At 35.7% G+C, this 22,547-nt stretch carries 23 protein-coding genes and 2 pseudogenes; 6 read left to right on the top strand and 19 right to left on the bottom strand.

Annotated elements, in window-relative coordinates; genetic code table 11:
• Window positions 1-91 precede the first annotated feature (91 nt).
• Both AC3B6B_RS05620 and AC3B6B_RS05615 read right to left on the bottom strand, forming a co-directional pair.
• Window positions 92-367: a type II toxin-antitoxin system RelB/DinJ family antitoxin gene (locus tag AC3B6B_RS05620; RefSeq protein WP_489757685.1), complete on the bottom strand. Its 276-nt coding sequence runs from the start codon at window positions 365-367 to the stop codon at window positions 92-94.
• A 270-nt stretch (window positions 368-637) separates the two neighbouring features.
• Complete coding sequence (locus AC3B6B_RS05615; protein ID WP_489757684.1) at window positions 638-1,723, bottom strand: MFS transporter; 1,086 nt, start codon at window positions 1,721-1,723, stop codon at window positions 638-640.
• A 220-nt stretch (window positions 1,724-1,943) separates the two neighbouring features.
• Between AC3B6B_RS05615 and AC3B6B_RS05610 the strand changes: the two genes are divergently transcribed.
• Both AC3B6B_RS05610 and AC3B6B_RS05605 read left to right on the top strand, forming a co-directional pair.
• Complete coding sequence (locus AC3B6B_RS05610; RefSeq protein WP_489757683.1) at window positions 1,944-2,690, top strand: hypothetical protein; 747 nt, start codon at window positions 1,944-1,946, stop codon at window positions 2,688-2,690.
• Window positions 2,691-2,743: 53 nt separating this feature from the next.
• Complete coding sequence (locus AC3B6B_RS05605; RefSeq protein ID WP_489757682.1) at window positions 2,744-3,460, top strand: hypothetical protein; 717 nt, start codon at window positions 2,744-2,746, stop codon at window positions 3,458-3,460.
• Window positions 3,461-4,445: 985 nt separating this feature from the next.
• Here AC3B6B_RS05605 and AC3B6B_RS05600 read toward each other — a convergent pair.
• Window positions 4,446-4,991: a TetR/AcrR family transcriptional regulator gene (locus AC3B6B_RS05600; protein ID WP_489757681.1), complete on the bottom strand. Its 546-nt coding sequence runs from the start codon at window positions 4,989-4,991 to the stop codon at window positions 4,446-4,448.
• Window positions 4,992-5,122: 131 nt separating this feature from the next.
• On the opposite strand from AC3B6B_RS05600, the gene AC3B6B_RS05595 reads away from it, so the two are divergent.
• Complete coding sequence (locus AC3B6B_RS05595) at window positions 5,123-5,971, top strand: hypothetical protein (protein WP_489757680.1); 849 nt, start codon at window positions 5,123-5,125, stop codon at window positions 5,969-5,971.
• Window positions 5,972-6,084: 113 nt separating this feature from the next.
• Here AC3B6B_RS05595 and AC3B6B_RS05590 read toward each other — a convergent pair.
• Both AC3B6B_RS05590 and AC3B6B_RS05585 read right to left on the bottom strand, forming a co-directional pair.
• Window positions 6,085-6,153 (bottom strand): annotated as a pseudogene (locus tag AC3B6B_RS05590) (IS3 family transposase); the annotation flags it as partial.
• Window positions 6,154-6,455: 302 nt separating this feature from the next.
• Window positions 6,456-6,755, bottom strand: coding sequence for an IS3 family transposase (locus tag AC3B6B_RS05585; RefSeq protein ID WP_489757679.1), 300 nt, complete (start codon window positions 6,753-6,755; stop codon window positions 6,456-6,458).
• Window positions 6,756-6,893: 138 nt separating this feature from the next.
• Between AC3B6B_RS05585 and AC3B6B_RS05580 the strand changes: the two genes are divergently transcribed.
• The 3 genes from AC3B6B_RS05580 to AC3B6B_RS05570 all read left to right on the top strand — a co-directional run bounded on the left by AC3B6B_RS05580 (window position 6,894) and on the right by AC3B6B_RS05570 (window position 8,049).
• A complete protein-coding gene (locus AC3B6B_RS05580) occupies window positions 6,894-7,040 on the top strand; it encodes a hypothetical protein (protein ID WP_489757678.1) in 147 nt (48 codons plus the stop codon).
• Between the two features lie 492 nt (window positions 7,041-7,532).
• Window positions 7,533-7,757: a RelB gene (locus AC3B6B_RS05575; RefSeq protein ID WP_489757718.1), complete on the top strand. Its 225-nt coding sequence runs from the start codon at window positions 7,533-7,535 to the stop codon at window positions 7,755-7,757.
• Window positions 7,747-8,049 (top strand): type II toxin-antitoxin system mRNA interferase toxin, RelE/StbE family, encoded by a 303-nt coding sequence (locus AC3B6B_RS05570; protein ID WP_489757677.1) that lies wholly within the window; start codon window positions 7,747-7,749, stop codon window positions 8,047-8,049. The genes AC3B6B_RS05575 and AC3B6B_RS05570 overlap by 11 nt, the downstream gene beginning before the upstream one ends.
• Window positions 8,050-8,279: 230 nt before the next feature.
• On the opposite strand, the gene AC3B6B_RS05565 is transcribed toward AC3B6B_RS05570, so the two are convergent.
• The 14 genes and pseudogenes from AC3B6B_RS05565 to AC3B6B_RS05500 all read right to left on the bottom strand — a co-directional run bounded on the left by AC3B6B_RS05565 (window position 8,280) and on the right by AC3B6B_RS05500 (window position 22,336).
• Complete coding sequence (locus AC3B6B_RS05565) at window positions 8,280-8,552, bottom strand: DUF5344 family protein (RefSeq protein ID WP_489757676.1); 273 nt, start codon at window positions 8,550-8,552, stop codon at window positions 8,280-8,282.
• Window positions 8,552-8,887 (bottom strand): hypothetical protein, encoded by a 336-nt coding sequence (locus tag AC3B6B_RS05560; RefSeq protein WP_489757675.1) that lies wholly within the window; start codon window positions 8,885-8,887, stop codon window positions 8,552-8,554. Before AC3B6B_RS05560 ends, AC3B6B_RS05565 begins: the two co-directional genes overlap by 1 nt.
• 48 nt (window positions 8,888-8,935) lie before the next feature.
• Complete coding sequence (locus tag AC3B6B_RS05555; RefSeq protein ID WP_489757674.1) at window positions 8,936-9,763, bottom strand: hypothetical protein; 828 nt, start codon at window positions 9,761-9,763, stop codon at window positions 8,936-8,938.
• Between the two features lies 1 nt (window position 9,764).
• Window positions 9,765-10,136, bottom strand: coding sequence for a hypothetical protein (locus AC3B6B_RS05550; RefSeq protein WP_489757673.1), 372 nt, complete (start codon window positions 10,134-10,136; stop codon window positions 9,765-9,767).
• A gap of 38 nt (window positions 10,137-10,174) precedes the next feature.
• Window positions 10,175-11,035, bottom strand: coding sequence for a hypothetical protein (locus tag AC3B6B_RS05545; RefSeq protein WP_489757672.1), 861 nt, complete (start codon window positions 11,033-11,035; stop codon window positions 10,175-10,177).
• A gap of 4 nt (window positions 11,036-11,039) precedes the next feature.
• Window positions 11,040-11,462 (bottom strand): hypothetical protein, encoded by a 423-nt coding sequence (locus AC3B6B_RS05540; RefSeq protein WP_489757671.1) that lies wholly within the window; start codon window positions 11,460-11,462, stop codon window positions 11,040-11,042.
• The gene (locus AC3B6B_RS05535) at window positions 11,462-12,322 is read right to left on the bottom strand and encodes a hypothetical protein (RefSeq protein WP_489757670.1); all 861 of its coding nucleotides are present in this window, start codon (window positions 12,320-12,322) and stop codon (window positions 11,462-11,464) included. Before AC3B6B_RS05535 ends, AC3B6B_RS05540 begins: the two co-directional genes overlap by 1 nt.
• 4 nt (window positions 12,323-12,326) lie before the next feature.
• On the bottom strand, window positions 12,327-13,961 hold the full coding sequence (locus AC3B6B_RS05530) for a DUF3114 domain-containing protein (protein WP_489757669.1): 1,635 nt from the start codon (window positions 13,959-13,961) through the stop codon (window positions 12,327-12,329).
• Between the two features lie 437 nt (window positions 13,962-14,398).
• Entirely contained in the window at window positions 14,399-16,033 is a 1,635-nt protein-coding gene (locus AC3B6B_RS05525) for a peptide ABC transporter substrate-binding protein (protein ID WP_489757668.1), read from the bottom strand.
• Window positions 16,023-16,943: a proline iminopeptidase-family hydrolase gene (locus AC3B6B_RS05520; RefSeq protein WP_489757667.1), complete on the bottom strand. Its 921-nt coding sequence runs from the start codon at window positions 16,941-16,943 to the stop codon at window positions 16,023-16,025. The genes AC3B6B_RS05525 and AC3B6B_RS05520 overlap by 11 nt, the downstream gene beginning before the upstream one ends.
• A gap of 681 nt (window positions 16,944-17,624) precedes the next feature.
• A complete protein-coding gene (locus AC3B6B_RS05515; RefSeq protein WP_489757666.1) occupies window positions 17,625-18,491 on the bottom strand; it encodes an alpha/beta hydrolase in 867 nt (288 codons plus the stop codon).
• Window positions 18,491-19,666 carry a MalY/PatB family protein gene (locus AC3B6B_RS05510; protein WP_489757665.1) on the bottom strand — a complete coding sequence of 392 codons (1,176 nt, stop codon included), beginning with the start codon at window positions 19,664-19,666 and terminating at the stop codon, window positions 18,491-18,493. The genes AC3B6B_RS05515 and AC3B6B_RS05510 overlap by 1 nt, the downstream gene beginning before the upstream one ends.
• Window positions 19,660-20,529 (bottom strand): annotated as a pseudogene (locus tag AC3B6B_RS05505) (DUF3737 family protein). The gene AC3B6B_RS05510 and the pseudogene AC3B6B_RS05505 overlap by 7 nt, the downstream one beginning before the upstream one ends.
• Before the next feature lie 49 nt (window positions 20,530-20,578).
• Window positions 20,579-22,336 carry a 1-deoxy-D-xylulose-5-phosphate synthase gene (locus tag AC3B6B_RS05500; protein WP_489757664.1) on the bottom strand — a complete coding sequence of 586 codons (1,758 nt, stop codon included), beginning with the start codon at window positions 22,334-22,336 and terminating at the stop codon, window positions 20,579-20,581.
• Window positions 22,337-22,547: the final 211 nt, after the last annotated feature.

Raw genomic sequence — 22,547 nt, 5'->3', positions numbered from 1 at the left:
TCTGAAATTAATTCTGGATGGTGTTTTTTAAATTTTTGATAATCCTTTTGAAACTGCGGTTCAATCTTAATCTTGTAATTAACGTTATTCATTATTGGCTATCACTATTCAAAAAATCCATAATCTGACTCGTCTCCTCAAATTCAGGAGAGTTATCCGGTATTAAACCCATTTCCTTAGCTTGTGCTTCAATCAAAGCCTTATGAGTTGTATCATTGGGTATTTCGTCAGGAACTATAATTTCAAATAACTGTTTAATTGCCATGTTAATGTAACCATTTAATGTTAATCCAGCAGTTTCTAGACGTGGTTCTACAGCTTTTTTTAACTGGTCATCTATCCGAATAGTAGTTGGAGTTGTTGTCATTATAAATCCTCCTTTGTATATTTGTATTCATTATAACATACTTAAGAATACAAAAACATAAATAACAATTATAATGAACAGTACAGGCTTCGTTTTTCAATTAGAAACCAAAACGATTTTATTGACGTTAAAGTTATTGATTACCATGGGACCGTTTTGTACATAACCTTGAAAAAGTAATTCTTCCTTTTTGGAGTCGAATAAAATAAAACATTAAAGAAAGAAGTAATGCTGAGTTATTCTGAATTTTAATAACTACTCCAACAATTGCTAATTATTGTTTGATTTTCGTAAATAAACATATAACAAGCTATAACCTATTCCACAAACTATTGTCAACACTCCGTAAATTAACAGCAACAGTTTAGTGCCTGTTTGTTGAAACAGCAACGTTCCGACTGGTGAACCTAAGGCATCACCTACCAAAAAGCCCGACTGAGCTATGCCTAAATACAGAAAGCTTTCAGTTTTGGGAAACATATCGTATTCCATCAACTCTTTAAAGATAAAAAAGCCGGCGATACCAATTGCCATAATTGTATAAGCAATTAACGAAATATAAATGCCCTTGTCAAATTTTAAAAATGCTACCAACATACTACAACCAACAATGACTTCGTTGATAAGAAAGGCCCATCCTGCAGACATCCGCAAATGTCGCCGTTGATAAAAAAGCGATGTTAAAACTGTTAAAATACTAAATATCGTCGTCCAAACAGTTACGGCACTAATTTTGAGACCAGTCTTCCGTAAAATCGCTGGTAAAATAGGATCAATCAAGGCGTTAGTTAATCCCAATAAGAACACCAACAAAAATAATAGTACCCCCGCTAACCGATTCGTTGGTAACGCCACCAACAGACTATGCGGCTTTTTTTGAACTCTACCGTCAGGAATGCTATTAGTCACTGACAGACTGCCCATCAATAAGGCCGCTATAACAATCAAAAACCAGTACATATAATTTGCAGCATGCACTACAGAAATCAACCAACCAGCAACAATAGTGGCCATCAAAGTAGCAATTTGCATAATTGTATACCGCGATGAGACCAGTGCTTCTTTAGCTGCTTCATCTTGGTCTGACTCAAAATAAATCCAAGAGCGAATTACCAGTAACGTAATACTAGCTCCGAGACCGGCAATAATCCCCGAAATCAATGCTATAAAAGCGTTATTAGGAATCACTCTCAACAACATGCCCACAGCATAGATTGGCAAAAAAACTTTGACAATCTTTTTTAACCCCCAGTTGGCCAAATTGTTACTGATTAAAAAGGAAAATGAGCCCGCCACTGCCATCGCCGAATAAGAGATGGAATAATTCAGCAGACCATGATTTTGATGTTTCTTCATTGGTGTCACCTACTATCTACATATTAATCCAATTTAAAGATAGTCAATATAACTTTAATAGAACCTAATCAACTATTGAATGAAAATGATCCTGGATTAAACTTCATGAACGCAATGTCACTGAGCGCAAACCTAAATTTTAAAATCAATTCCAACTGGTGTTTTCGAAACTTCTGATAACCTTTTCGTGCTACACTTAATATGTCAGAAAGAGGGGTAAATGATGCAAGCAAAATTAACGTTGATTGGCAGTTTAATTATGACCGTATTTGGTTGTTTATTGATAATTAGTCATTCGGTTAATGCCCAAGCCTATGTCACATCAGCCGCAAATTTACAAGTTAGCTCTGGAAAGGAAGCGGTACCAATCTATAGTGATGCTGCCTGTTCCCAACCAACCGGTACAACTTTAGCCACCACCATCAATGATTGGGCAGTCACTGCTGTTAGTCAAAGTAATCGTCCTACAGATGGTACAACGTACATTCCCTTTAATTCCTTTGACCTAGGGTTTAATCAATGGGTTAAAAGTAGTGATGTCTTTTTAGGTGGCGTCGTCAAAAACAAAAAGCCCAATAACTTAATAGAAGCCTATTCTAACTATCAACAAGTTCCCATCTACGACTCGCCACAACTATGGCACATCACTGGTTATTTAAATCCTCAGATTGCTGATTGGAAAGTAAGTCAGTATGCCAGCAATAGTTCAAGTGGCGATCCCATTACGCGGGTTGATTTAGGAGCTCATCAATGGGTGGCTACATCGAGCAACGTCCTTGCCGTGCGTTCGATCTATGCCTTTGAACAAGGAGCCCAATTGTTTAACCAGTTTGGAACGCCAACGACTAAAATCCAAACTGACGACTTTTACAAAGTTTATGGTGTTAAAAACATCAACGGACAAAATTATCTCAAATTAGGTAACAACCAGCAGTGGGCTAATTTAAATGCCGCTCATATCAACTAATTTAATTCAAATTATATATTTGGGAAAATTGCTAACGAAAGGGTGCAATTATTATGAAACCAACTCTAATATCTTTCAGTAGTCAATTATTGGCAACAATAATTACTGTAGCTAGTTTACCAATATTATCGACTCAAGCCGCTGTCGTTCCCAGTCATGATATTTATTATTCACATGGGCGGATGAACATGACTTACCAAGATCCACAGTTAAGTCAACCCATTGGCACGAGGCTCGTTCCCCAAATTAGTGCCTGGCAAACTTATGAAAAAGAAGTCGATAATACTGGAAAAACAACGGCTTATGATTTAGGTGGTCATCAATGGGTGAGCGCACAATTTAATGCTGTCAGCCATGAAGTTAAACCCGGATCATACATCTATCAAGAAGCTTTTTCGGCTGGCCAACCTATTCCCGTGTACAAAGATCCCCAACTGACCCAACCCATAGGAAAGTTAAGTAATAAAGTAGCCGATTGGCAAATCAATCGCGTCGACTTTGCCAATCAATCTGAATATGTTTATGCCGTTGATTTAGGCAATAATCAGTGGGCAGCAGCAGACGCTTTATATCTTTTACCCAAAGCCGTGACTGTCCATGCTAACAACACTTTAGTCAACCAAAACGGTCAACCCACTGGCCAGATCACTAACCTCAACGTGCCCTATGCAACTTATGGCGTTAAATCCATTAACCAACAAACCTATATCCGACTTGGTAGTAATCACCAGTGGTTATTAGCCAGTCAAAGCGATCCCGCACTTAATTAGTACTATAACTTCAAAGTAAATGACGCTAATAGTAACTATACAAATGAAAATAGTATTGCCATCTATGTCAAAAGTTTTAAAGCAAGGACAATTAGATAGTCATACTATTTTTTAACGATAAAAACTACATAAAAATTCATGAACGACAGAGCATACTAAATACGTTCTAAAAGAGCTTCTAATATTCAAAGAGCAAGCTATTTTCCAGTAAAAGATGATTACCAATACTATTACCTCAAAATCTCCCAAAATTCCTGAACCCGACAGAAAATTGCTAAAAATAAAAGCAGTTCCTTTTTAGGGCAAAATAAAGATTGACCAAAATGGACTTCATTGAAACATTTTATTCCTTATGTTATGTTATTATCACGTTGTTATTGAAAAGATATTAAGCACTATTAAAAAAGACGCTCAAAAACTTTTACGAGAAGTTTAAGAACGCCTTTTTTATTTCCAAGTGTTATTTAGACTTTTTTGAAAACAGCTATTAAAAACCTGATATAACAGCTGAAATAATTTGTGAAAAGATATTTGTTAATATGGAGAGTTCACCTCCTCAATGTTGCAAGGTGCAATCTATATTATATAGCACAAAACTGATTCCACATTGACCCAAGTCAGTTGTTAAACGAAAAACCGCCAATTTAATGATAAAACAACATTAGAGAAAAGCTTAATCGGACTCAATCAACCATATCTACAATTTTCATATTATCGTACGCTGTTAAATTAACATAGACCGTAGGATATTCACCCTTTCCATTTTTATAAAAAGCACGAACATGTTACGATCTTTAACGCAACAAACAGATGTAAAGTTGTCATATCACGCTTTTAATGCAAAAAAATGTGCAAAAATCTTGTTAAACAACCCAGGGCTCCTTACAAGCCTTTTTAATACTATTTATCTTAAACTTTAAATGGTGTTAAAACTGACGCAATACTTTAACATTTGAAAATTTAGCCCATTCAAAAAAACATATCTTTATTTGTGAATCATCTGGTTAATTAAGTGAATACCCTCACTTAATTCTGAACGCTTAGGTGCGCGCTTTTTATTTAAAATGAAATCGATATTGCTGATAGCTAAATTAACCATCAAATAAATTGTAAAATCAGATACTTTTTGTTGAAATACTTGCTTGTAGCTAGCACTAAATAGTTGTTTTAATTGCACATCAAAACTCATTTTTCCCAGAGGAATATTGCGCAATAATTGAATAGTTTGCCTTTGAGCCAATAAGTAAGTAACTAATTCCATGGAAATAAAGTAGTAACTATCAAAATTAGGTTGTAAATATCGTTGCTTTTGATTAGCTGTTAAAACAGCTTTTAAATAATCTAATTGTTCCGTAATCATCGTTTCGGCAAGGTTATAAATACTATCATAATGTGCGTAAAACGTTGTCCGATCAATCATAGCAGCTGCAGCCAAATGTGTAACCGTAATATCTTGAAAATCTGTAGTAGCTATTTGTTGTAAAAACTTTTCTTTAATCAATGTTTCGGTTCTTAAAAAACGTAAATCCATAGTTGCCCTCCTATTTTATTAAACAAGTGTTGTATTATTATACATATAATAATACATTGGCGTGTTATTAAAACAAAAAATTTAATAGAATAAGCATATAAACCATAGAACAAGTAAGAAGGAGTAAAAAAATGGCTGACTATACAATCAAATTCTCTATTGACGGTAAAAATATTACCGAAGAAGAAATCCTAGAAATGGAATTAAGTCGTTATCATCATGTTTTTGAAGTGTTCCATAATAAAAATATCGACATCACGTTAAATGACACGGTAATTCCCTATTCGGATCTATTTAAATTATCACTGGCTGATGCCAAAACAGCCCTAGCACAAACTAGAGAAAATATTGGCAAAGAAAAAACGCTGGTGCTCTTTAAGCCTGAAATCGCCCGCAGTGATGCAATGTGGAAAGAAATTGCCGATAATTCAAGAGCTGGAGTTAATTTACAAGAAGCTTATGTTGATGTGGAAACACATGGAATTTCGTTAGTACAATTCATGTTATTTAATCAAGGTATGATAAAAAAGAATAGTTTGTACTTGTCTTCTACCATCCATCCGGAACATTACTATTTCGATGTTGATAAAGCTGGTAATCAAACTATTATGGAAACTTTTGGTATGTATAAAGACCCTTCATACCTTGTCGTGAAATCTGGTAAAATTGATCCTAATTTATCAGTTCAACCAAAGGAAAACGCTGATTTAGTAATGGCAGGTAATACTTTTTTGAAAAATTCAGATGTTGACACAAAAATGTTAGGTATGCATCAAATGTCCATTACTGATGACGGTATGAAAGTAAAATTAGGCGTCTTACTCCCAGAAAATGCTCCTAAAGAAATAGCTGAAGGACATAAATGGCACTTATTGGTCGAATTCAATAATGGACTCCACTTGGCTGCCCAACAAAAACCTTCATTAACTCAAAAGAAACTGGCAGAAACAGCGCTACGCCAAATGAAAAATAAAGATTAATTATTCACAAAATAGCCCCCTAATGTGATTGATATGATCCAAAAAAGTAAGACAGTTTTTAAATTTTAACTTAGGACTAATTTCCGATATTCTATCGGTGTTAGTCCTTTTAATTAGATCTTGATTCTCTGATGATTATAGCAATGAATATATTCCTTGATTGCTATCTCTAAGTCATCTAAGCTTTCAAATTATTTCTCAAAGCAATAATACATTTCTCGCTTGAGAATACCAAAGCCCCCTCCATTAAGCCATCGTCGAGCGAATTTCCTTTACGTGACATGGATTGTTTGATTCCACGTTGCTTTAACCATGATTGAAATCTTTGGTGTTGATACTGCCATCCTTAATCAGAGTGCATAATGAATGATATCTTTCAAGTTTGGATATTTATGCTCTGCCTTTTCCAACATAGTCATTGTTTGTTGGAGATTAGGACTACGAGAAATTGTGTAGGAAATAATTTCTTGCGTATACCCATCCATTATTGGAGATAGATATGTCTTTTGACCATGAAGATTGAACCACAATACCACTTATGATTAGGTTTAGTTGCACTAAAATTGCGTTGAATTAAATTGCCTTTGATATGACCTTGGCGTCCACGATAACTGTTGTACTTACTGTGTTTTTTACTAACTATTCCTGAAATTCTTAGTTTGTTCATGAGTCGTAAAACCCTTTTATGATTGACGATAATACCTTTGCGTCTCAACTCACAAGTAATTCTACGATAACCATAGCGATGACAGTTAGTTTCATAAATTTCTTTAATTTGGATCAATAAAGCTTGTTTTTTGGTATCTTTAGATCGGACAGTCGATCAGAGTATTTACCTTTTTTCTTAAAAAGAAAATACTTCTAATACGGAAAAAAATGTACTGAAAAAGATAGTCCAAAAACTAAAGAAGGGATAACCAATATGACTAAAACAACATTGGATCAAAGCTTAATAGAACTTAATCAACTATTAGATGGAAATGATCCTGGTGTAGAAATTCATGAACGTATATTATCCAAGCCACCTGTTTTTAACGGAAATGAAATTAAAAATTGCGAAAATAAATAAATACTACTCAACAGGGATTTGCATTAATTATGGGTGCCTCTATTAGAACTGTAGAAGCTTGGGAAACAGGACGAAGCAAGCCTAATGGTCCCGCAAGGAAACTAATGCAAATTCTAAAAAAAGAACCAAAGATTGCTAAAACTCTAATTTAGATAAAAGTTCGTCCAATAACTTATATAACAAAACCTCCTAAAGATAGAATCATGCCTTAAAAAGTCAACGGCAAGGATACCGAGAATTTTACTCCTCAAGGTATGGCGATTATGGTAAAACATCTGATAACTGGATCGTTATTTACAAACTAAACCACACAGAACTAATTTTATTACTAGTAACCACTGACTCGTATCAAATTTTAGATATGCTAATTAAGGTTAATCCGAGTTTAAAAACTGGATTAATTAAAACAAATTGAAAAAACCGCTTAGTACTTATGACTTGAAGTCAAAACACTGAAAAGATAAAACTGTTTCCACTCGTGTTAATAGCACAATTAGTGAACGTGCTAAATCAAATTTAGCCAAACAAGGTTTAACTGTATCAGAATATATTCGACTATCTCTAATAAAGGCAGCTAATAACGAAGTCTGCTTGGTTAGCTTTTTAGATTCCTCAGAAGCTATAGCTGCTAAGCGTGAAGCTGAAAACAACGAAGTAACTGAGATTGGTTCAGTCGCAGATTTCAACGATTGGATTGACAAAATAGATGAAGATTAAGATCACAAAATCCTTCGAACGAGAATTAAAAAGACTAGCTAAAAAACATTTTCCTATTAGGATATTAAAACCATGTCTAAAAGCTATCATCGAACAAGATTCTCATATTCTTCACAAGATTAAGGATCCTGCTTTAAAGGGTCAATGGCAAGGATACCGAGAATTTTACTCCTCAAGGTATGGCGATTATGGTAAAACATCTGATAACTGGATTGTTATTTACAAACTAGACCACACACAATTAGTTTTGTTATTAGTAACTACTGGCTCACATCAAATTTTAGACAAGTAATCAAAAGTTACCTTATTTTTATTGCAAAGCTGTTGCGCTAATTGCGGTTAAGCCCATTTTACAAGCTGGCTTAATTAAAACATAAAGCTAGTTTAAAAAATTAAAATCATATAAAAACCACTTAGCACTTATGACTTGAAGTCAAAACACTGAGTGGTTTTATTTTGCTGCTATAGCATTCAAAACTTTAGTTACAAATATAAAATAATCATTATTGGTTTGTTATTGGTTTACCGAAACGAATTTGCGACCTTGGTATCTGCTGCTTCCAACTCACTGGATACCTGGGAATACTCTACTGTATCGTGTTCCGCAATTGTCCCATAATGTTTAATTACTTGTTCCAATTCCTTTTCTAATTTAATTGCTTGAACAAAAGGTTTTAAATTCGTTCCAGATATATTGGTAGCTGTTAAGGATTGGGCTTGTAATTGTTGAACTGAACTGCTTGCTTGGCTCACATTTTGATTATAGTTAGCTTGAACAATTTTAATAGTAGTCATTATTTTTTCTCCGCACTCTGGGCTAATGCCAATTGGACTTCTAGTTGAGTAATTTCGGCTTCTAATTGGCTAATTCTTTGTTGGATGGCACTTAAATTCTCGTCATTTTTACTTGCATTATTTTTTGTAACGGATAAGTTATTCGTCTGTAACTGTTCAAATTTATTCTTTCTCTGACCGTGCCATGGTGCTGCTGTTGCTTGACCTATTTGAATGTCTCTAACGATTTTTTGTAAGTCATCCACCTCCGCCTTAGCTTCTTGTTGTGCCTGGTGCAATTTTCTTAATAAGGCTTGCTTCTGCTTAATTGCTTGTAAAATAGCGGCAACATCCATTTCAAATTATCTCCCATCTAAAAATTATTAGTAACTACCACTTTCTTTTTAATAACTACCGCTGACTCGAAACTTGTTGATTAAATCTTCTGATACTGAATCTGGAATAGGGTAAACATGATCATACTTGTGAAGATAACCGTCATAATTAAAATCTGTCTTATATTTTTGTTTGCCTTCTCCTAGAAGAATTTTAGGTTCTTTCACACGCCAATTTTGATTCTTTTTTTCCAGAATGTAATCACCCGAACCAATCAAAAAGTCAGAATATTTTTTTGGAAATTCTTTTTTTACTTTATTTTTTGATGGATAATTATTTTCAATTTGATCAGGTGAAATCTTTTGTTGTATGTCTGTTGGTAATTGATTATATAATGTGGAATTTAGAGTTAAAGATTCTGGAATTATAGGCCAACTATTAATTCGTTTCAAAATAGTTGATTCATCTACATCCTTATAAGTCGAAAAATAATCTTGAATAAATAACTTAATCTTATTTTTAGTTATTTTATAATTCCCTGCATCTATTTCAACAATCATATAATCATCTCCTCCTTCTTGAGGTGTACGAACTTTAAAAGCATCGTTGTATACCAAGACAAAGGTTTGATCAGATTTTAATTTTAAAAAATATTCGCCATCTAAAGGAGAGGTAAAGGAAAAAGATTTACCGATTAAATCTTTAGTAGTTTTAATTTTAATTGCTGGCGTTAAAACCTCACCTTGATTTTTGAGCGCTTGCAGTTTCTTCGCACTCATTTTTTGATATTTCGGTGTCATTTCCGCTCTACTAGGTGGATTATTGCTCATGCCCATGGTGAAAATACTTAATCCTGCTATCATCGCCAAAAGAAAACTTTTATATATTTTTTTCATCTTATTTACCTTGATTTTTGCGATGATAATCAAAATAGCTGTCTACAGGTTGATATTTATTTTTACCTTCTTTGTCAGGAGTTAAATATAAATTATATTTAGGATTTTTATTTTTTAACATACTATTACGATTAGGCATATCCATATTTCCATAAGAGTAGTCATAATTAAAGTGTGAGCTATTTTCATTGGATAAGTTCATATCATTTTGATCAGCATAATTATACGATGGACCATTCACAAAGCCCGCTAAATCATTCGTTTGCCATTCAGCTAAATTTTGTCCACTCTTACCAATGGTCGTTGCCGGATCAACATGTAACAATTCATTGTCAAACAGATTTAAGACGGGAAAGCCATTTGTTAACTTCAAATAACCATTTTCTATGATAGAACCTACGTTTACCTTTATTAATAACTACCACTTTCCTTGAATTTATTAATTAAATCTTCTGAAACCGAATCCGGAATTGGATAAACATGATCATACTTGTGAAGGTAGCCATATTTATAAGGATTATTGTAATACCTTTTAGATCCCTTAACATGCTTCCTTTCTCCAATCATGGGCTTCTGAACTTGCCAAGTATTTCCCTTCTTTATCAATACATAACTACCAGCATTTGCTAACCTTTTAGCATATCCTTTAGAATAGACACTTCGATAATATTCATATGAATTGTATAATTGCTGAATTTGATCAGGTGAAATCTTTTGTTGTATGTCTGTTGGTAATTGATTATATAATGCTTGATTGAAGCCACACTGGCTGGGTATGAATGGCCATGTGTTTATTCTTTTCCATGGTTTTAACTCATTTTCATCTTTACTGTTAAAAAAATATTCACTAATAAATAACTTAATCTTATTTTTAGTTATTTTATAATTTCCGGCATCTATTTCTATACTCATTCGATCATCCCCTCCTTCTTGAGGTGTACGAACTTTAAAGGCATTATTGTGTATTAAGACAAATGTTTGATCAGGTTTTAATTTTAAAAAGTATTCGCCACTACCATTTCTCGGAAAATACTCAAATTCTGAAGAATTAAAGGAAAAAGTTTGTCCTATCAAATCTTTAACCGTTTTAGCTTTAATTTTGGGTGTTAAAGCGGCCCCCTCATCTTTGCGGGCTTGCAGTTTTTTAGCACTCATCTTTTGATATTTTGGTGCCATTTCCGACCTGCTAGGCGGATTACTGCTCATTCCCAGAGTGAAAATACTTAATCCCGCTACCATCGCCAATAGAAAGCTTTTATAAATTTTTTCCATCGTCTTATTTACCTTGATTTTTGCGAGGATAATCCGAATAACTTTCTACAGGCTGATATTTATTTTTGCCTTCTTTGTCAGGAGTAATATATAAACTGCTTTCATAACCTTTATTTTTACTTTTATCTTTCAACATATCATTCCGATTGGGCATATCCATATTTCCATAAGAGTAATCATAGTTATAGTGTGAACTATCTACATTGGATAAGTTCATATCATTTTGATTGGCGTAATTATATGACGGTCCATTCACAAAACCCGCTAGATCATCGGTTTGCCATTCAGCTAAATTTCGCCCACTCTTGCCAATCGTGGTTGCCGGATCAACATGTAACAATTCATTGTCAAACAGATTTAAGACGGGAAAGCCATTTGTTAACTTCAGATAACCATTTTCCACGGTAGCACCTACGTTTACACTCATTAATAACTACCGTTGGCTCGAAACTTGTTGATTAAATCTTCTGAAACTGAATCGGGTATTGGATAAACATGATCATACTTGTGAAGATAACCATATTTATCAGGAGAATTATAATATCTTTTAGATCCTTTAACATGCTTTCTTTCGCCAATCATCGACTTTAGAAATTGCCAATTTCTTCCATCTTTTTTAATTACATAATCTCCCATATCACCTATTTGCTTAATGTATTTCTTTGAATATTCTTTTTTCAACGATTCAATAGATGGATAATCATGATCAATTTGATCAGGTGAAATCTTTTGTTGTAAATCTAACGGTAACTGATTATATAATGCTTGATTTAAACCTATCGATGTTGGCGTTATTGGCCAGCTATTCACTCTTCTTAAAGGATGAATTTCGTCTTCATTTTCCACTGTTATCCAATAGTCTTGGATAAACAACTTGATCTTCTTCTTACTTATTTTATAATTACCCGCAAATGTTTGAATACTTATTCCATCTGGACTACCTTCTTGATCAGTCCGTACCTTAAAAGCATCGTTATATACTAAAACAAAGGTTTGATCGAGTTTTAATTTTAAAAAGTATTCGCCACTACCATTTCTCGGAAAATATTCAAATTCTGAAGAATTAAAGGAAAAGGACTTTCCTATTAAATCTTTAGTCGTTTTGGCTTTAATTTTGGGTGTTAAAGCGGCTCCTTCATCTTTGCATGCTTGCAATTTTTTAGCACTCATCTTCTGATATTTGGGTGTCATCTCTGAACTACCGGGGGGATTACTACTTAATCCCATCGTGAAAATACTTAATCCCGATACCATAGCCAGCAGAAAACTTTTATATATTTTTTTCATCGTCTTATTTACCTTGCTTTCTGCGATGATAATCCGAATAACTGTCTACAGGCTGATATTTATTTTTACCTTCTTTTTCAGGAGTTGTATAAAGATCATATTTATTTTGAGACTTATCTGTAGTTAACATATCATTGCGATTAGGCATATCTAGCGCTTTTTCATAACCATAATCATAATTAAAGTGTGAGCTATCTATATTTGATAAGTTCATATCATTTTGATTGGCGTAATTATATGATGGTCCATTCACGAAACCGGCTAAATCATCGGTTTGCCATTCAGCTAAATTTTGTCCACTCTTACCAATGGTCGTTGCCGGATCAACATGTAACAATTGCCCCGTTTGATTATTAATAATGAATTCCACATGGAAATTAGACAGTAGTTTGTAATTATGCATATAATTCAAACCATACTGCTTTTTATCACCTATCTTACCAACGTACTTTTTATTATGCGCTCGGGCACTTTCACTGCCAACTTTAAACTGTCCAGTTTGACTTAAATCATCTAAATATTCGCCAGGGGTCACGTGCAACTTCTTAGCTGTTTGTTCGACATACTTAGCGTTGGCATCCGAAATATAATAGCGCAATTGGTGAATCTCGGTGGCTAACGTACCGCTGGCGTTGGCTAAGCCACCCTTCGTTCCCTTAGTAAAGGGAAAAGCTGTTTGCACAACTTGGGGCAACAACGTTTGTAACAATTCATTGTCAAAGGGATTTAAGGCGGGAAAGCCATTTATTAACTTCAAATAGCCATTTTCTACGGTCGCCCCTAAGTACTTCAGCATAATCGTTAACGCTGAACTGGCCGCTTTTTGACTAACTCCGGTTTGCGCATACGGGCGAAACAATGCATTAAAGGCAGAAGAGCCGACTTGACGAGCCTGCTTAAATAAATGATTTAATTGTTTTGATAATTTATTTCCTTTTAAGTTCTTGATACTATCATTCAAAAAGTGTTCATAACTGGTTAAGGCCGCAGTATTCCAACCATCGCGTCCTAACTCTGTTAAAAAAGCCGCCATCTGAAAGTGATCTTTACCTTGACCTTTAATTCCCGCCGTTACTGTCAAATCGCTTTTAACATGTACCAGATTATGACTTAAATCTTTTAACGCTAATGGCAGGGTACGATTATTGTAATTTAATACTTTGCGCTTCGTTTGTTGCACCAATTGGATCGTTTTGCCCAGTGCTTCGTCAGCTTGATCATCGATTAATTGACAATCCGCGCCAGCTTCAAGCGCTAATTGGTAGGCTTTGTTCAGTCGAGCCACTGTTCTACTATTTAACTCTTTGGCCTTTGTCAGTATTTTTTCCAGATCGTCTAAGTTCTCAGTGTCAATTTTAGCTTGGCTACTACTATCAACATCCGCCTTAAAGTCATTAATTAAACGTTCCATGCCTTGAGCCAATTGATCTAACTCACTTGTTAATTGTTGCGGTTCACGACCATGCGCTGCTTCGACATACTCAGCCATTTGTTGTTGCGTTTTCCCGCTGAAGCCTTCAGAATTCGGCACAGCTTTCATCTTGACACTGGTATCTTGTAACGCACTTTTTAAAGCTTGAACTTGTTGTTGTAAATGATAGTTATTTTCTTCTAACTTACTCATGTCAATTTTAACCATTAATTTCTCCATATACTGAATTATTTTGAAATTAATATATTATATTTATATATAATAATTTTTAATTTTAATGGCAATATATTAATTTGATAGTAAAATAACATATCCATCAAACATAGTAAAGCAGTAGTATTATGCCAAGTAAAAAATAGATAAAAGAACATGTAATTAATATAAAACCAACAATTGAGTAATGCTTTTAGATATATTTGTACCTAAATTAGCTAATCAGAATAAATTTAATTGGTTTTAATTAATTTATTAATTTCTGCAGCTAAAGATTGATCATTTAAAAATTCTGCAATGGTTTTAATTTGTATTACCTGCTGAACATTTACATCAGCCAGATAATTTTGAAAACAAAAACAGCCAACCCCCAAATCAAATCTTTCTCTTAATTCAATTTAGAAATTAGACTGTTTATTTTTACTTTTTAGCTATTTCAGATAAGCCCGCGTATAATCGTCTTCACCCACTGGATGACGTAAAACTCCTTTGAGCTTGGGATTAACCAAATGACTTTCCACCATTTGATATAGTGGAATGACCGGCATAGTTTGGTTTAAATGTTGTTGTAATTGCCGCATGGTCTGCCAATATGCTTGATCATTATTGCCACTGTCTAAACTAGCCTGCTGGTATAACTGATCAAACTGAGCATCATGATATTGTCCATAATTTTGAGGATTGGCACTCTGTAAAATGCCCATAAAACTAATAGGATCGGCAAAGTCTGCTAACCACAAGGTCTGTCCTAACGAGAACTTACCACTATGCATTTCACTCGAACTCGTTTTCTCCGGAACATTCCGCAAATTAACTGTCACGTCTGGTAAATTCTTTTCTAAAGAATTTTGTAAAAATTGCGCTACATTCTTTGTAATAGTTTGATCATCACCTAACAATTGCAAAGTCACATGCTTTTTAAGATGAGATTCTTGCAAACCTTCTCGCCACAAAGTCCGAGCTTGCTTAACATCATAAGTAGTCTTGGGCGTGGTCTCGGTCGCAAAGTCCTTATTCGTTGTCGGATCCATCGTTAAATCCTTGGCCGTGTAAGTGTCCGCTGGTTTGGAGCCGTCTGCTAGAACATTTTTCGTTAAGGCTTGACGATTAATTACCAAACTAATTGCTTGACGCATTTTAGCATTAGTTAACGGCTGATGATTGCGTAAGTTAACTCGTAAATAATAGTTTCCCGCGCGGCGTTCATGAATTAACTTTTTTGACTTTTGAAGACCTTTCGCCGTTACTCCGGTAATAGTCGCATCATCCAACTTGTTTTGACTAAATAATTCATTCGCCGTGTTAGCATCTTTCACGACTAAATAATTAATCGCTTTTAGGTGAATTTGCTTTTTCGCATAATAATACGGATTAGGCTTTAAAGACCATGTATCACTATTTCCATTCCACCGGGTAACTTTAAAGGGACCATTATAATACAAATACTGAGATTTAGTACCATACTTGGATTTAAATTTCGTTAACGCGGTCCGATTTTCCGGAAAGAAAGCAGGCATCACCATCATCTTATTAAAATACGGCATCGGGTGCTCTAGCTGTACTTGTAAAGTATGTGCATTTAATGCCGCAACGCCTAACGTTTGGGGCTTTTTTTGTCCCTTGGCAATCGCCGCTGCATTTTTAATTCCATCAAAAATATAACTATAACCCGATTTAGCATTAGGGGAAGCCGAACGGCGCCAAGCAGTCACAAAATCTTGAGCGGTAACTTTTTGTCCATTACTCCATTTAGCATTGGAACGTAAGTGAAAGGTATAAGTTAACCCGTGATTAGTCGGCTGTACTACTTTGGTCGCCATTGCCGCTTGTGGTTGATTATGCTTGTCCGCACGATATAATCCCTCCATCGAATTCTCTAAAGTATTCCAAGTTTGTAAATCTGCATGCTCCGAAGTATCTAAAGATAACAAATCACCCGTTTGCATCAAGTTAATTTGTTGCTTCGTACCAGATGAAGAAGATTGTGTATGCTGAGAACTACAGCCAGTTAATAAAACCACGCCCAAGCCACTTAAAACTGCGACCCAATTTAATTTATTTATCATCTGTTAACCCTTCTTTCAAGTTGACTTGCGGATTACGTTCAACAGTAGTTAAGAACTGTCCTAAGGTTTGGAAAAACGCTGAAGGATTATCAACACTATGGCAATGACCACCATCAGGTGTAAGCACTAAGCGCGCATTCGGCAGCGTCTGTTGCATCCGCTGCGCCACTGTTAAAGGCATCGTATCATGATCACCAAACGTTAATAACGTTGGTGTGGTAATTTTATGCAGGTCACTTCGACGATCCCAGTCCTTGAGCGTTCCAGTCATCACAAATTCATTATTACCCTGAAAGTGGTTGTAAACTGGCGTAGCATTTGTTTCAACAGTATGATGTCCCCCATTTTCTGGATGACGACAAACATAGACCTTATACAACTGCTGCACTAAATCATTATACTTGGGATCATCAAACCGCTCTTGGACTTCAACTTGTTTCATATAATTAACCCAAAATGGTGAAAATAATTGTTCCCGTAAGTGATTAATGTGGGTAATATATTCGGGAATATTGTCAATCATACTCATAATGATTAAGCCTTTGAGATGTTGCGGATATTTCAAGGCATACTCTTGCGCCAATAAGCCGCCCCAAGAATGCCCCAATAAATAAAATTGGTCTAAGCCTAATTGTTGGCGAACTTCTTCTAATTCTGATAAATAGTAATCAATTGTTAAATATTTTTGATTCTGAGGATCAGTAAAATCTGGTTGATCTGAGTAAAAAGAACCCAACTGATCATACATTGAGATCTGTACGTTACTGAGGTGTTCATTAAAGTTTTCAAACTCTTCATGGTTACTACCTGGACCACCATGCACACATAATAATTTAACGGGTCCTTCACCGACAGTCCGCGTAAATAAATGAAAACCATTTTCTAATGTTAAAATTTTACTACCTGTCATATCTGTATCTTTCCTTTTAATCTCAGCTGCTCGCAAAGTTGGTAAGTCTTTAGTTACTGATTTTGCAAGCGTAATTCCAATATTCTGTGCCCAAAAGCGCTGAGCAACTAAGAACTTCCTTACAACTCTAGTGCTTAAACAACTAACTCTAACAATAAAAAAACACCCTCTCTAAGCAATAAATTTCTTAGAAAGGGTGCGTTGAGCACGGTACCACCTTATTTTTAACTTCCAAGCCAAAAACCAATCCACTCTTCAATAAACGCCAGTATGACAACAGCTATTATTGATTTTTGATTTGTTAACTAAATAACGGTAGTAACCGATCTAGCTTACTAATTTCAGCTGATAGCTCAAAAGTGATTTTCATAATTAAGATTTTGTCCCTGCTTGCACTCGACCAGGTTCGCTGTCCGCAATCTTAAAACTACTTACTTCGTCATCACTATTTTAATTTTATTGTCATTTCAATTTAATCTGAATGTTAAAGCTTTAATCTTACTTTGTCAAGGATTTTTTAATTTCACCAAAAGAAATTTTTGAACCTGCAAGTTCTGTTTAGCTCCTAAAAGTAAAACTCATGATTTTTTCTTAACTTTTGCAAATAAAAAGGAAACGTTCGCCTAATTTTTAATAATTATCGAATCGCTTCCTCAATCAATGTCTGGAATAATCTGTTGCTTAAGGATGGGCCCACAAAAATTTTCCAATGGCTTGATTAACTTGGTAATTATTTTCGTGTAATTGACTATGTTGACCCTTTCGGCCTTTAATCTCTAACTCTTGATAACTTTGATAACGCCCGCGTAACAAGTACTTGAGTGACCGTGCGGAAACGTTGGTAACATCACCATCAGAATTAGTTCCGTTATTCAAATTACCATAAATATTCAAAATTTGAACATGTTGCGGATAAGAACTACGTTTACTTAACAAATAGCGATAATAGCGATCTTCATATCTAGGCCGGCCGTTGGCTAAAAAATAGTTCTTATTTGGTCGATCATCAATGCCAATAATCCCATCAAAGTGTCCCGCAATATTCACTTGCTTATTGAGCTGGGGCAAATCTTTACGTTGACCATATTTAACTTGATAATACATTGTCGTTAAATTGCCCATCGAATGAGCGACCGTATTATACCGCCGAATCTGATACTTTTTCTGTAACAAAGTAATTAAATTATAAAACCACCGACTAGTTTCTTGATAATTACTATTCTGATTATCTTCCATTAAAACTTGAATTAAGGGATGTTTAGCCCCTTTCGGCCAGTGGCCACTTAACTTAACTTGACCTTGTGGCGAAATCTTGGCAACTAACACTTTGGTCGCTCCTTGATGTGCTTGAGCATAAGCCATCATACTTTTAGCCGAGTTAGCTCCAGCACCATAACCATGTAAATATAAAGTTGGCATACTAGCTGAACGATCACCATTAGTGGGTCGGTTCATTTTAACAAATAAACCACTACCCAGTAGTAATAACACAATAATGACTCCTAACCACCAGAGTAATGCTTTTCGCTTTTTAGTTAACACTGTCATCACCGCTCCTTCAAAAAAGCTTGCGTGCCCTGACTTAAGCGCTCTAAGCCGTCAGTTAACATTGCTGGTGGACAAGCACTATTTAGCCGGATAAAATGAGCACCATTGCCACGATAAATAGCCCCATCATTAACAATTAATCCTGTTTGGCGTCTTAAATACTGAACTAATGATGTCGCCGTTGCCGTAACCTGCTGCACATCTAACCATAACAAATACGTGGCATTTTCTGAAACCAATTTGACCTGCGGTAAATTAGCTATTAAATATTGTTGAACTAAATCTCGATTTTGTTGTAGTTGCTGCTTTAATTGTCGTAACCACCGGCTTCCCTGAGTATACGCCGCAATGCTCCCCGGAATAGCCACCAAATTCGGTTCTGTTAGCTCATCATTATTGAGACCGCGACTAACAATTTGTCGCAGGTTAGAATTAGGAATAATAACTGTGGCCGCATGCAAAGCCGCCAAATTAAAAGTCTTACTGGGCGAAGTCAACACAACAATGTGGTCCAAAGTTTCCGCTGTGGCTACTGCAAATAAGGGCGTATAAGTCGGACTACCTAAGACCAAATCCCCATGGATTTCATCACTAACAATTACAACGTGGTTTTGCTGTCCCAATTGCAGTAAGTGCTTTAACTCGGCTTTTGACCACACTTTTCCAATCGGATTATGGGGATTACATAAAATCATTAACTTCGTTAAAGGATTCGCTAATTTTTGTTCTAGATCAGTCCAATCAATGCTATAGCTCTGTTGGTCCGAATCATACCGCAGATCATTAGTCAACACGTGGCGGCCGTTATTTTCAATCGAATGATAAAAAATATCATATACCGGAGCTTGAACCACAATGTTATCGCCAACATTACTTAAACTACGGACAATGGATGACAAAGCAGGAATTACACCAGCACAATATAACAACCAATTCTGCTCCAGATCACTCTGATGTTCCTGACTATACCACTGCTGGACAGCAGCGTAATAAGCTTGTGGTACATTCTCATAACCAAAAATGCCTTGTTGAACCTTAGCTTGCAGCGCAGCAATAATTTCTGGAGCTGTGGCAAACTCCATATCGGCCAAAGACAATGACAACTCATTAGCAGCTACTTGCCATTTAACGGAGTTCGTTGACCGTCGGGAATGAATTTCATGAAAATCTAACATGATTCTACCGGTTCCGTGATCGGCTGCATTGTCGTAATTGTAGTTGCTTTTGGATCAATTTTAGTTGGGTCTAAAATTAATTGTTCGATCTTATCGGCAGTAATTTGACCACTGGTTGGATTTTTGACACTATCAATCGTATTGGTAATCTCGGCATCAATCGCACTACTATATTCAAAGGCTAAAGTTGTTTTGATTAAACGACAGTGCTTCATCACCAAATGTTGGACATAACATAAGCCTTGATCGCTTTCAATCGTACAATTAATTAACGTTAAATTTTTCGTATTCCAGCCCAAATATTCCCCGTTAATCGTCGAATCATAAATGGTGACATTCTCACAATTCCAAAAAGCATCTTTGGAAACAAAAGTCGAGTTGTGGACTTCAATATTTTTGGCGCCATCAAAAACATAATTACCAATTAAATCCAAATGATCCACCGTAATGTTTTGACTATTCATGCCAAAATAGTCACCTGTCGCTTGAACATGGACCAATTCAACATCCTGACAGCTCCATAGAGTTTCCGTGGCATCACTAAAATGATCATGACTTAACTTAACTTGTTGACAACGCCGAAACAATTTGGGAGCTTGTAAAGAACAGTTAGTTAAACTAATGTCTGTCGTATACCAAATGCCCGAACGGGCCATCGTTTCAAAAATAGTATCTGTTACTTGGACATGTTGATCATATCAAAGCGGATATTTCCATTTAAAAATAGAATTTTGAATTGTTAAATTTTGACTTTCCTTTAATGGTGATTCACCAACGCCAAAAGTAACACCATCTATTTGCGCATTATTGCTGGCCAAAAGCGGTCTTTCACCAGCAAAATATTGATCTTGATAACTAGTCATACTCGTTATACTCCTTAATTTTCTCAATAAGCCTTTAGCTTCAATGATCCTAATGATCTGTTAGATTAGCTTGAATGGCTGCTATGATTTGTTCAGGTAATAAATTATTTTGTTGATAAAGTTGCTGTAACGGCGTTTGATCAGTGTAAACCCGCTTTTGGCCAAAGTTTAAAACTTGAACGTCAAACTTACCTAAATAAGATGCTACCTTTTGGCCAAAGCCCCCGTCTAATAAGTTATCTTCTAAAGTGACAATCAACTGATGATCAGCGGCCAATTGTGTGAGCGTCTGATCATCTAAAATATTGGCGGCCACCGGATTAACCAATGTAGCACCTACTTTGTCCGCGACTTGGCGTCCTAATTCATAAAAATCACCCAGTGCTAAAATGGCAACCTTTTGCCCCGCTTGCACTTGATAATGAATCGTTTGATAATCACGCGCTGGTTGATTATGAGTAGTCAACGGTACTGCATTGGTTGGTAACTTAATAGCAACTGGTTGTTGGCGTTGCTTAATGGCCCAAGTCAACATTGCTTGTTCTTCAGCTAAACTAGTTGGTGCTAAATATAGCCAATTAGGTAAATTAGATAGCATTACTTGATCAAAAACTCCCAGATGCGTTTTCGATTGTTCCGACATTCCCCCACCAGCTACGAGCATCACTACTGGCAAGTTATTAGCCGCCACATCATGCGATAATTGATCAAAGGCGCGTTGTAAAAAGGTCGAATTTTCAAACAAAATGGGAATCGCACCTGCTTTGGCAAAACCAGCTGCAAAGGCGACGGATTCTTGTTCAGCAATCCCCACGTCAGTGTAATTATTCGGATAATCATTTTTAATACGATCCAAACCAAATACTCCCGGAATCGCCGCATCAATTGCCATAATTGGTTGTCCAGCATCAATTTGTTGCGCTACGACATCTAAAGCGGTTGAATTGGCAGTAACCGTCGTGGGGACTGGAGCTAAAGGTTGATCCGTAGCTAAGTTAAACGGTGCTACCCAATGATGCGCTTCTTCTTGCGCAACTGCGGGTTGATAGCCTTTGCCTTTTAAAGTATTAATATGAACTACAATCGGATGATCAATATCTTTCACAGCGGTAAAAGCCGCAATCATTTGTGTTAAATCATTACCATCGGCTACGTAACGATAATCAAAGCCTAAAGCTTTAAACAAATTATCACTAGCTTGGCCGTTAGAATCTCGTAATTTTTGTAAGGCTTGGACTAGCCCACCAACATTTTTATCAATGGACCATTGATTATCATTAATTACAATCACCAAATTGTTCGGTTCAATGGCTGCATTATTCAACCCTTCATACGCTAAACCACCGGTCAGGGATCCATCACCAATTAAAGCCATAATATTTTCATGTGTGCCTTTTAAATCACGAGCTTTGGCCATGCCCGTTGCTAAAGCAATTGAGGTTGAGGTGTGCCCAATCGAATAGTAATCATACGGACTTTCCTCCGGATTACTATACGGCGTAACTGTATCATAAGCCTCAGGATCTAGCCACGCTTGCGCGCGCCCTGTTAACATTTTATGGGGATAAGTTTGATGAGAAACATCCCAAATAATTTTGTCAGTCGGAGCGTTAAACACATAATGATAAGCGATCGCTGCTTCGACAATTCCTAAATCCGGGCCTAAATGACCACCCTGTGCGGCATCTTTTTCTAAGATTAACGTTCTAATCTCTTGCGCTAATTGTTCTAAATCTTGTAATTGCAGTTGCTTCAAATCTTGAGGTCCGTTAATTTGGTTTAAAAGATAATCTGGATGTTGATTCATAAAATGACCTTCTTCTTATTTAATTTTAATCTTGCAAAAGCAACTATAATACTTAAAGTGCTGTTTAAGTCAAATAATTTTCACCATTTATTACTCAACATACGCCTAAACAATTTTTAAGTTGCCCAGAAAACTGTTTCTGTGCCCCCAGTATAGATATCCTCTTAGCTACTGTCTAATACTTATTTTTAATAGCCAATTATAACCAAAG

It is taken from the genome of Bombilactobacillus sp. ESL1197 (assembly GCF_058107145.1).
Note: the sequence above shows the minus strand (reverse complement) of the source record. Positions and strands in the feature narration are given on the sequence as shown.

Coding starts and splice junctions, on each gene's coding strand:
- AC3B6B_RS05620 (WP_489757685.1), bottom strand. CDS start 367: ATGACAACAACTCCAACTACTATTCGGATAGATGACCAGTTAAAAAAA.
- AC3B6B_RS05615 (WP_489757684.1), bottom strand. CDS start 1,723: ATGAAGAAACATCAAAATCATGGTCTGCTGAATTATTCCATCTCTTAT.
- AC3B6B_RS05610 (WP_489757683.1), top strand. CDS start 1,944: ATGATGCAAGCAAAATTAACGTTGATTGGCAGTTTAATTATGACCGTA.
- AC3B6B_RS05605 (WP_489757682.1), top strand. CDS start 2,744: ATGAAACCAACTCTAATATCTTTCAGTAGTCAATTATTGGCAACAATA.
- AC3B6B_RS05600 (WP_489757681.1), bottom strand. CDS start 4,991: ATGGATTTACGTTTTTTAAGAACCGAAACATTGATTAAAGAAAAGTTT.
- AC3B6B_RS05595 (WP_489757680.1), top strand. CDS start 5,123: ATGGCTGACTATACAATCAAATTCTCTATTGACGGTAAAAATATTACC.
- AC3B6B_RS05580 (WP_489757678.1), top strand. CDS start 6,894: ATGACTAAAACAACATTGGATCAAAGCTTAATAGAACTTAATCAACTA.
- AC3B6B_RS05570 (WP_489757677.1), top strand. CDS start 7,747: ATGAAGATTAAGATCACAAAATCCTTCGAACGAGAATTAAAAAGACTA.
- AC3B6B_RS05565 (WP_489757676.1), bottom strand. CDS start 8,552: ATGACTACTATTAAAATTGTTCAAGCTAACTATAATCAAAATGTGAGC.
- AC3B6B_RS05560 (WP_489757675.1), bottom strand. CDS start 8,887: ATGGATGTTGCCGCTATTTTACAAGCAATTAAGCAGAAGCAAGCCTTA.
- AC3B6B_RS05555 (WP_489757674.1), bottom strand. CDS start 9,763: ATGAAAAAAATATATAAAAGTTTTCTTTTGGCGATGATAGCAGGATTA.
- AC3B6B_RS05545 (WP_489757672.1), bottom strand. CDS start 11,035: ATGGAAAAAATTTATAAAAGCTTTCTATTGGCGATGGTAGCGGGATTA.
- AC3B6B_RS05540 (WP_489757671.1), bottom strand. CDS start 11,462: ATGAGTGTAAACGTAGGTGCTACCGTGGAAAATGGTTATCTGAAGTTA.
- AC3B6B_RS05535 (WP_489757670.1), bottom strand. CDS start 12,322: ATGAAAAAAATATATAAAAGTTTTCTGCTGGCTATGGTATCGGGATTA.
- AC3B6B_RS05530 (WP_489757669.1), bottom strand. CDS start 13,961: ATGGTTAAAATTGACATGAGTAAGTTAGAAGAAAATAACTATCATTTA.
- AC3B6B_RS05525 (WP_489757668.1), bottom strand. CDS start 16,033: ATGATAAATAAATTAAATTGGGTCGCAGTTTTAAGTGGCTTGGGCGTG.
- AC3B6B_RS05520 (WP_489757667.1), bottom strand. CDS start 16,943: ATGACAGGTAGTAAAATTTTAACATTAGAAAATGGTTTTCATTTATTT.
- AC3B6B_RS05515 (WP_489757666.1), bottom strand. CDS start 18,491: ATGACAGTGTTAACTAAAAAGCGAAAAGCATTACTCTGGTGGTTAGGA.
- AC3B6B_RS05510 (WP_489757665.1), bottom strand. CDS start 19,666: ATGTTAGATTTTCATGAAATTCATTCCCGACGGTCAACGAACTCCGTT.
- AC3B6B_RS05500 (WP_489757664.1), bottom strand. CDS start 22,336: ATGAATCAACATCCAGATTATCTTTTAAACCAAATTAACGGACCTCAA.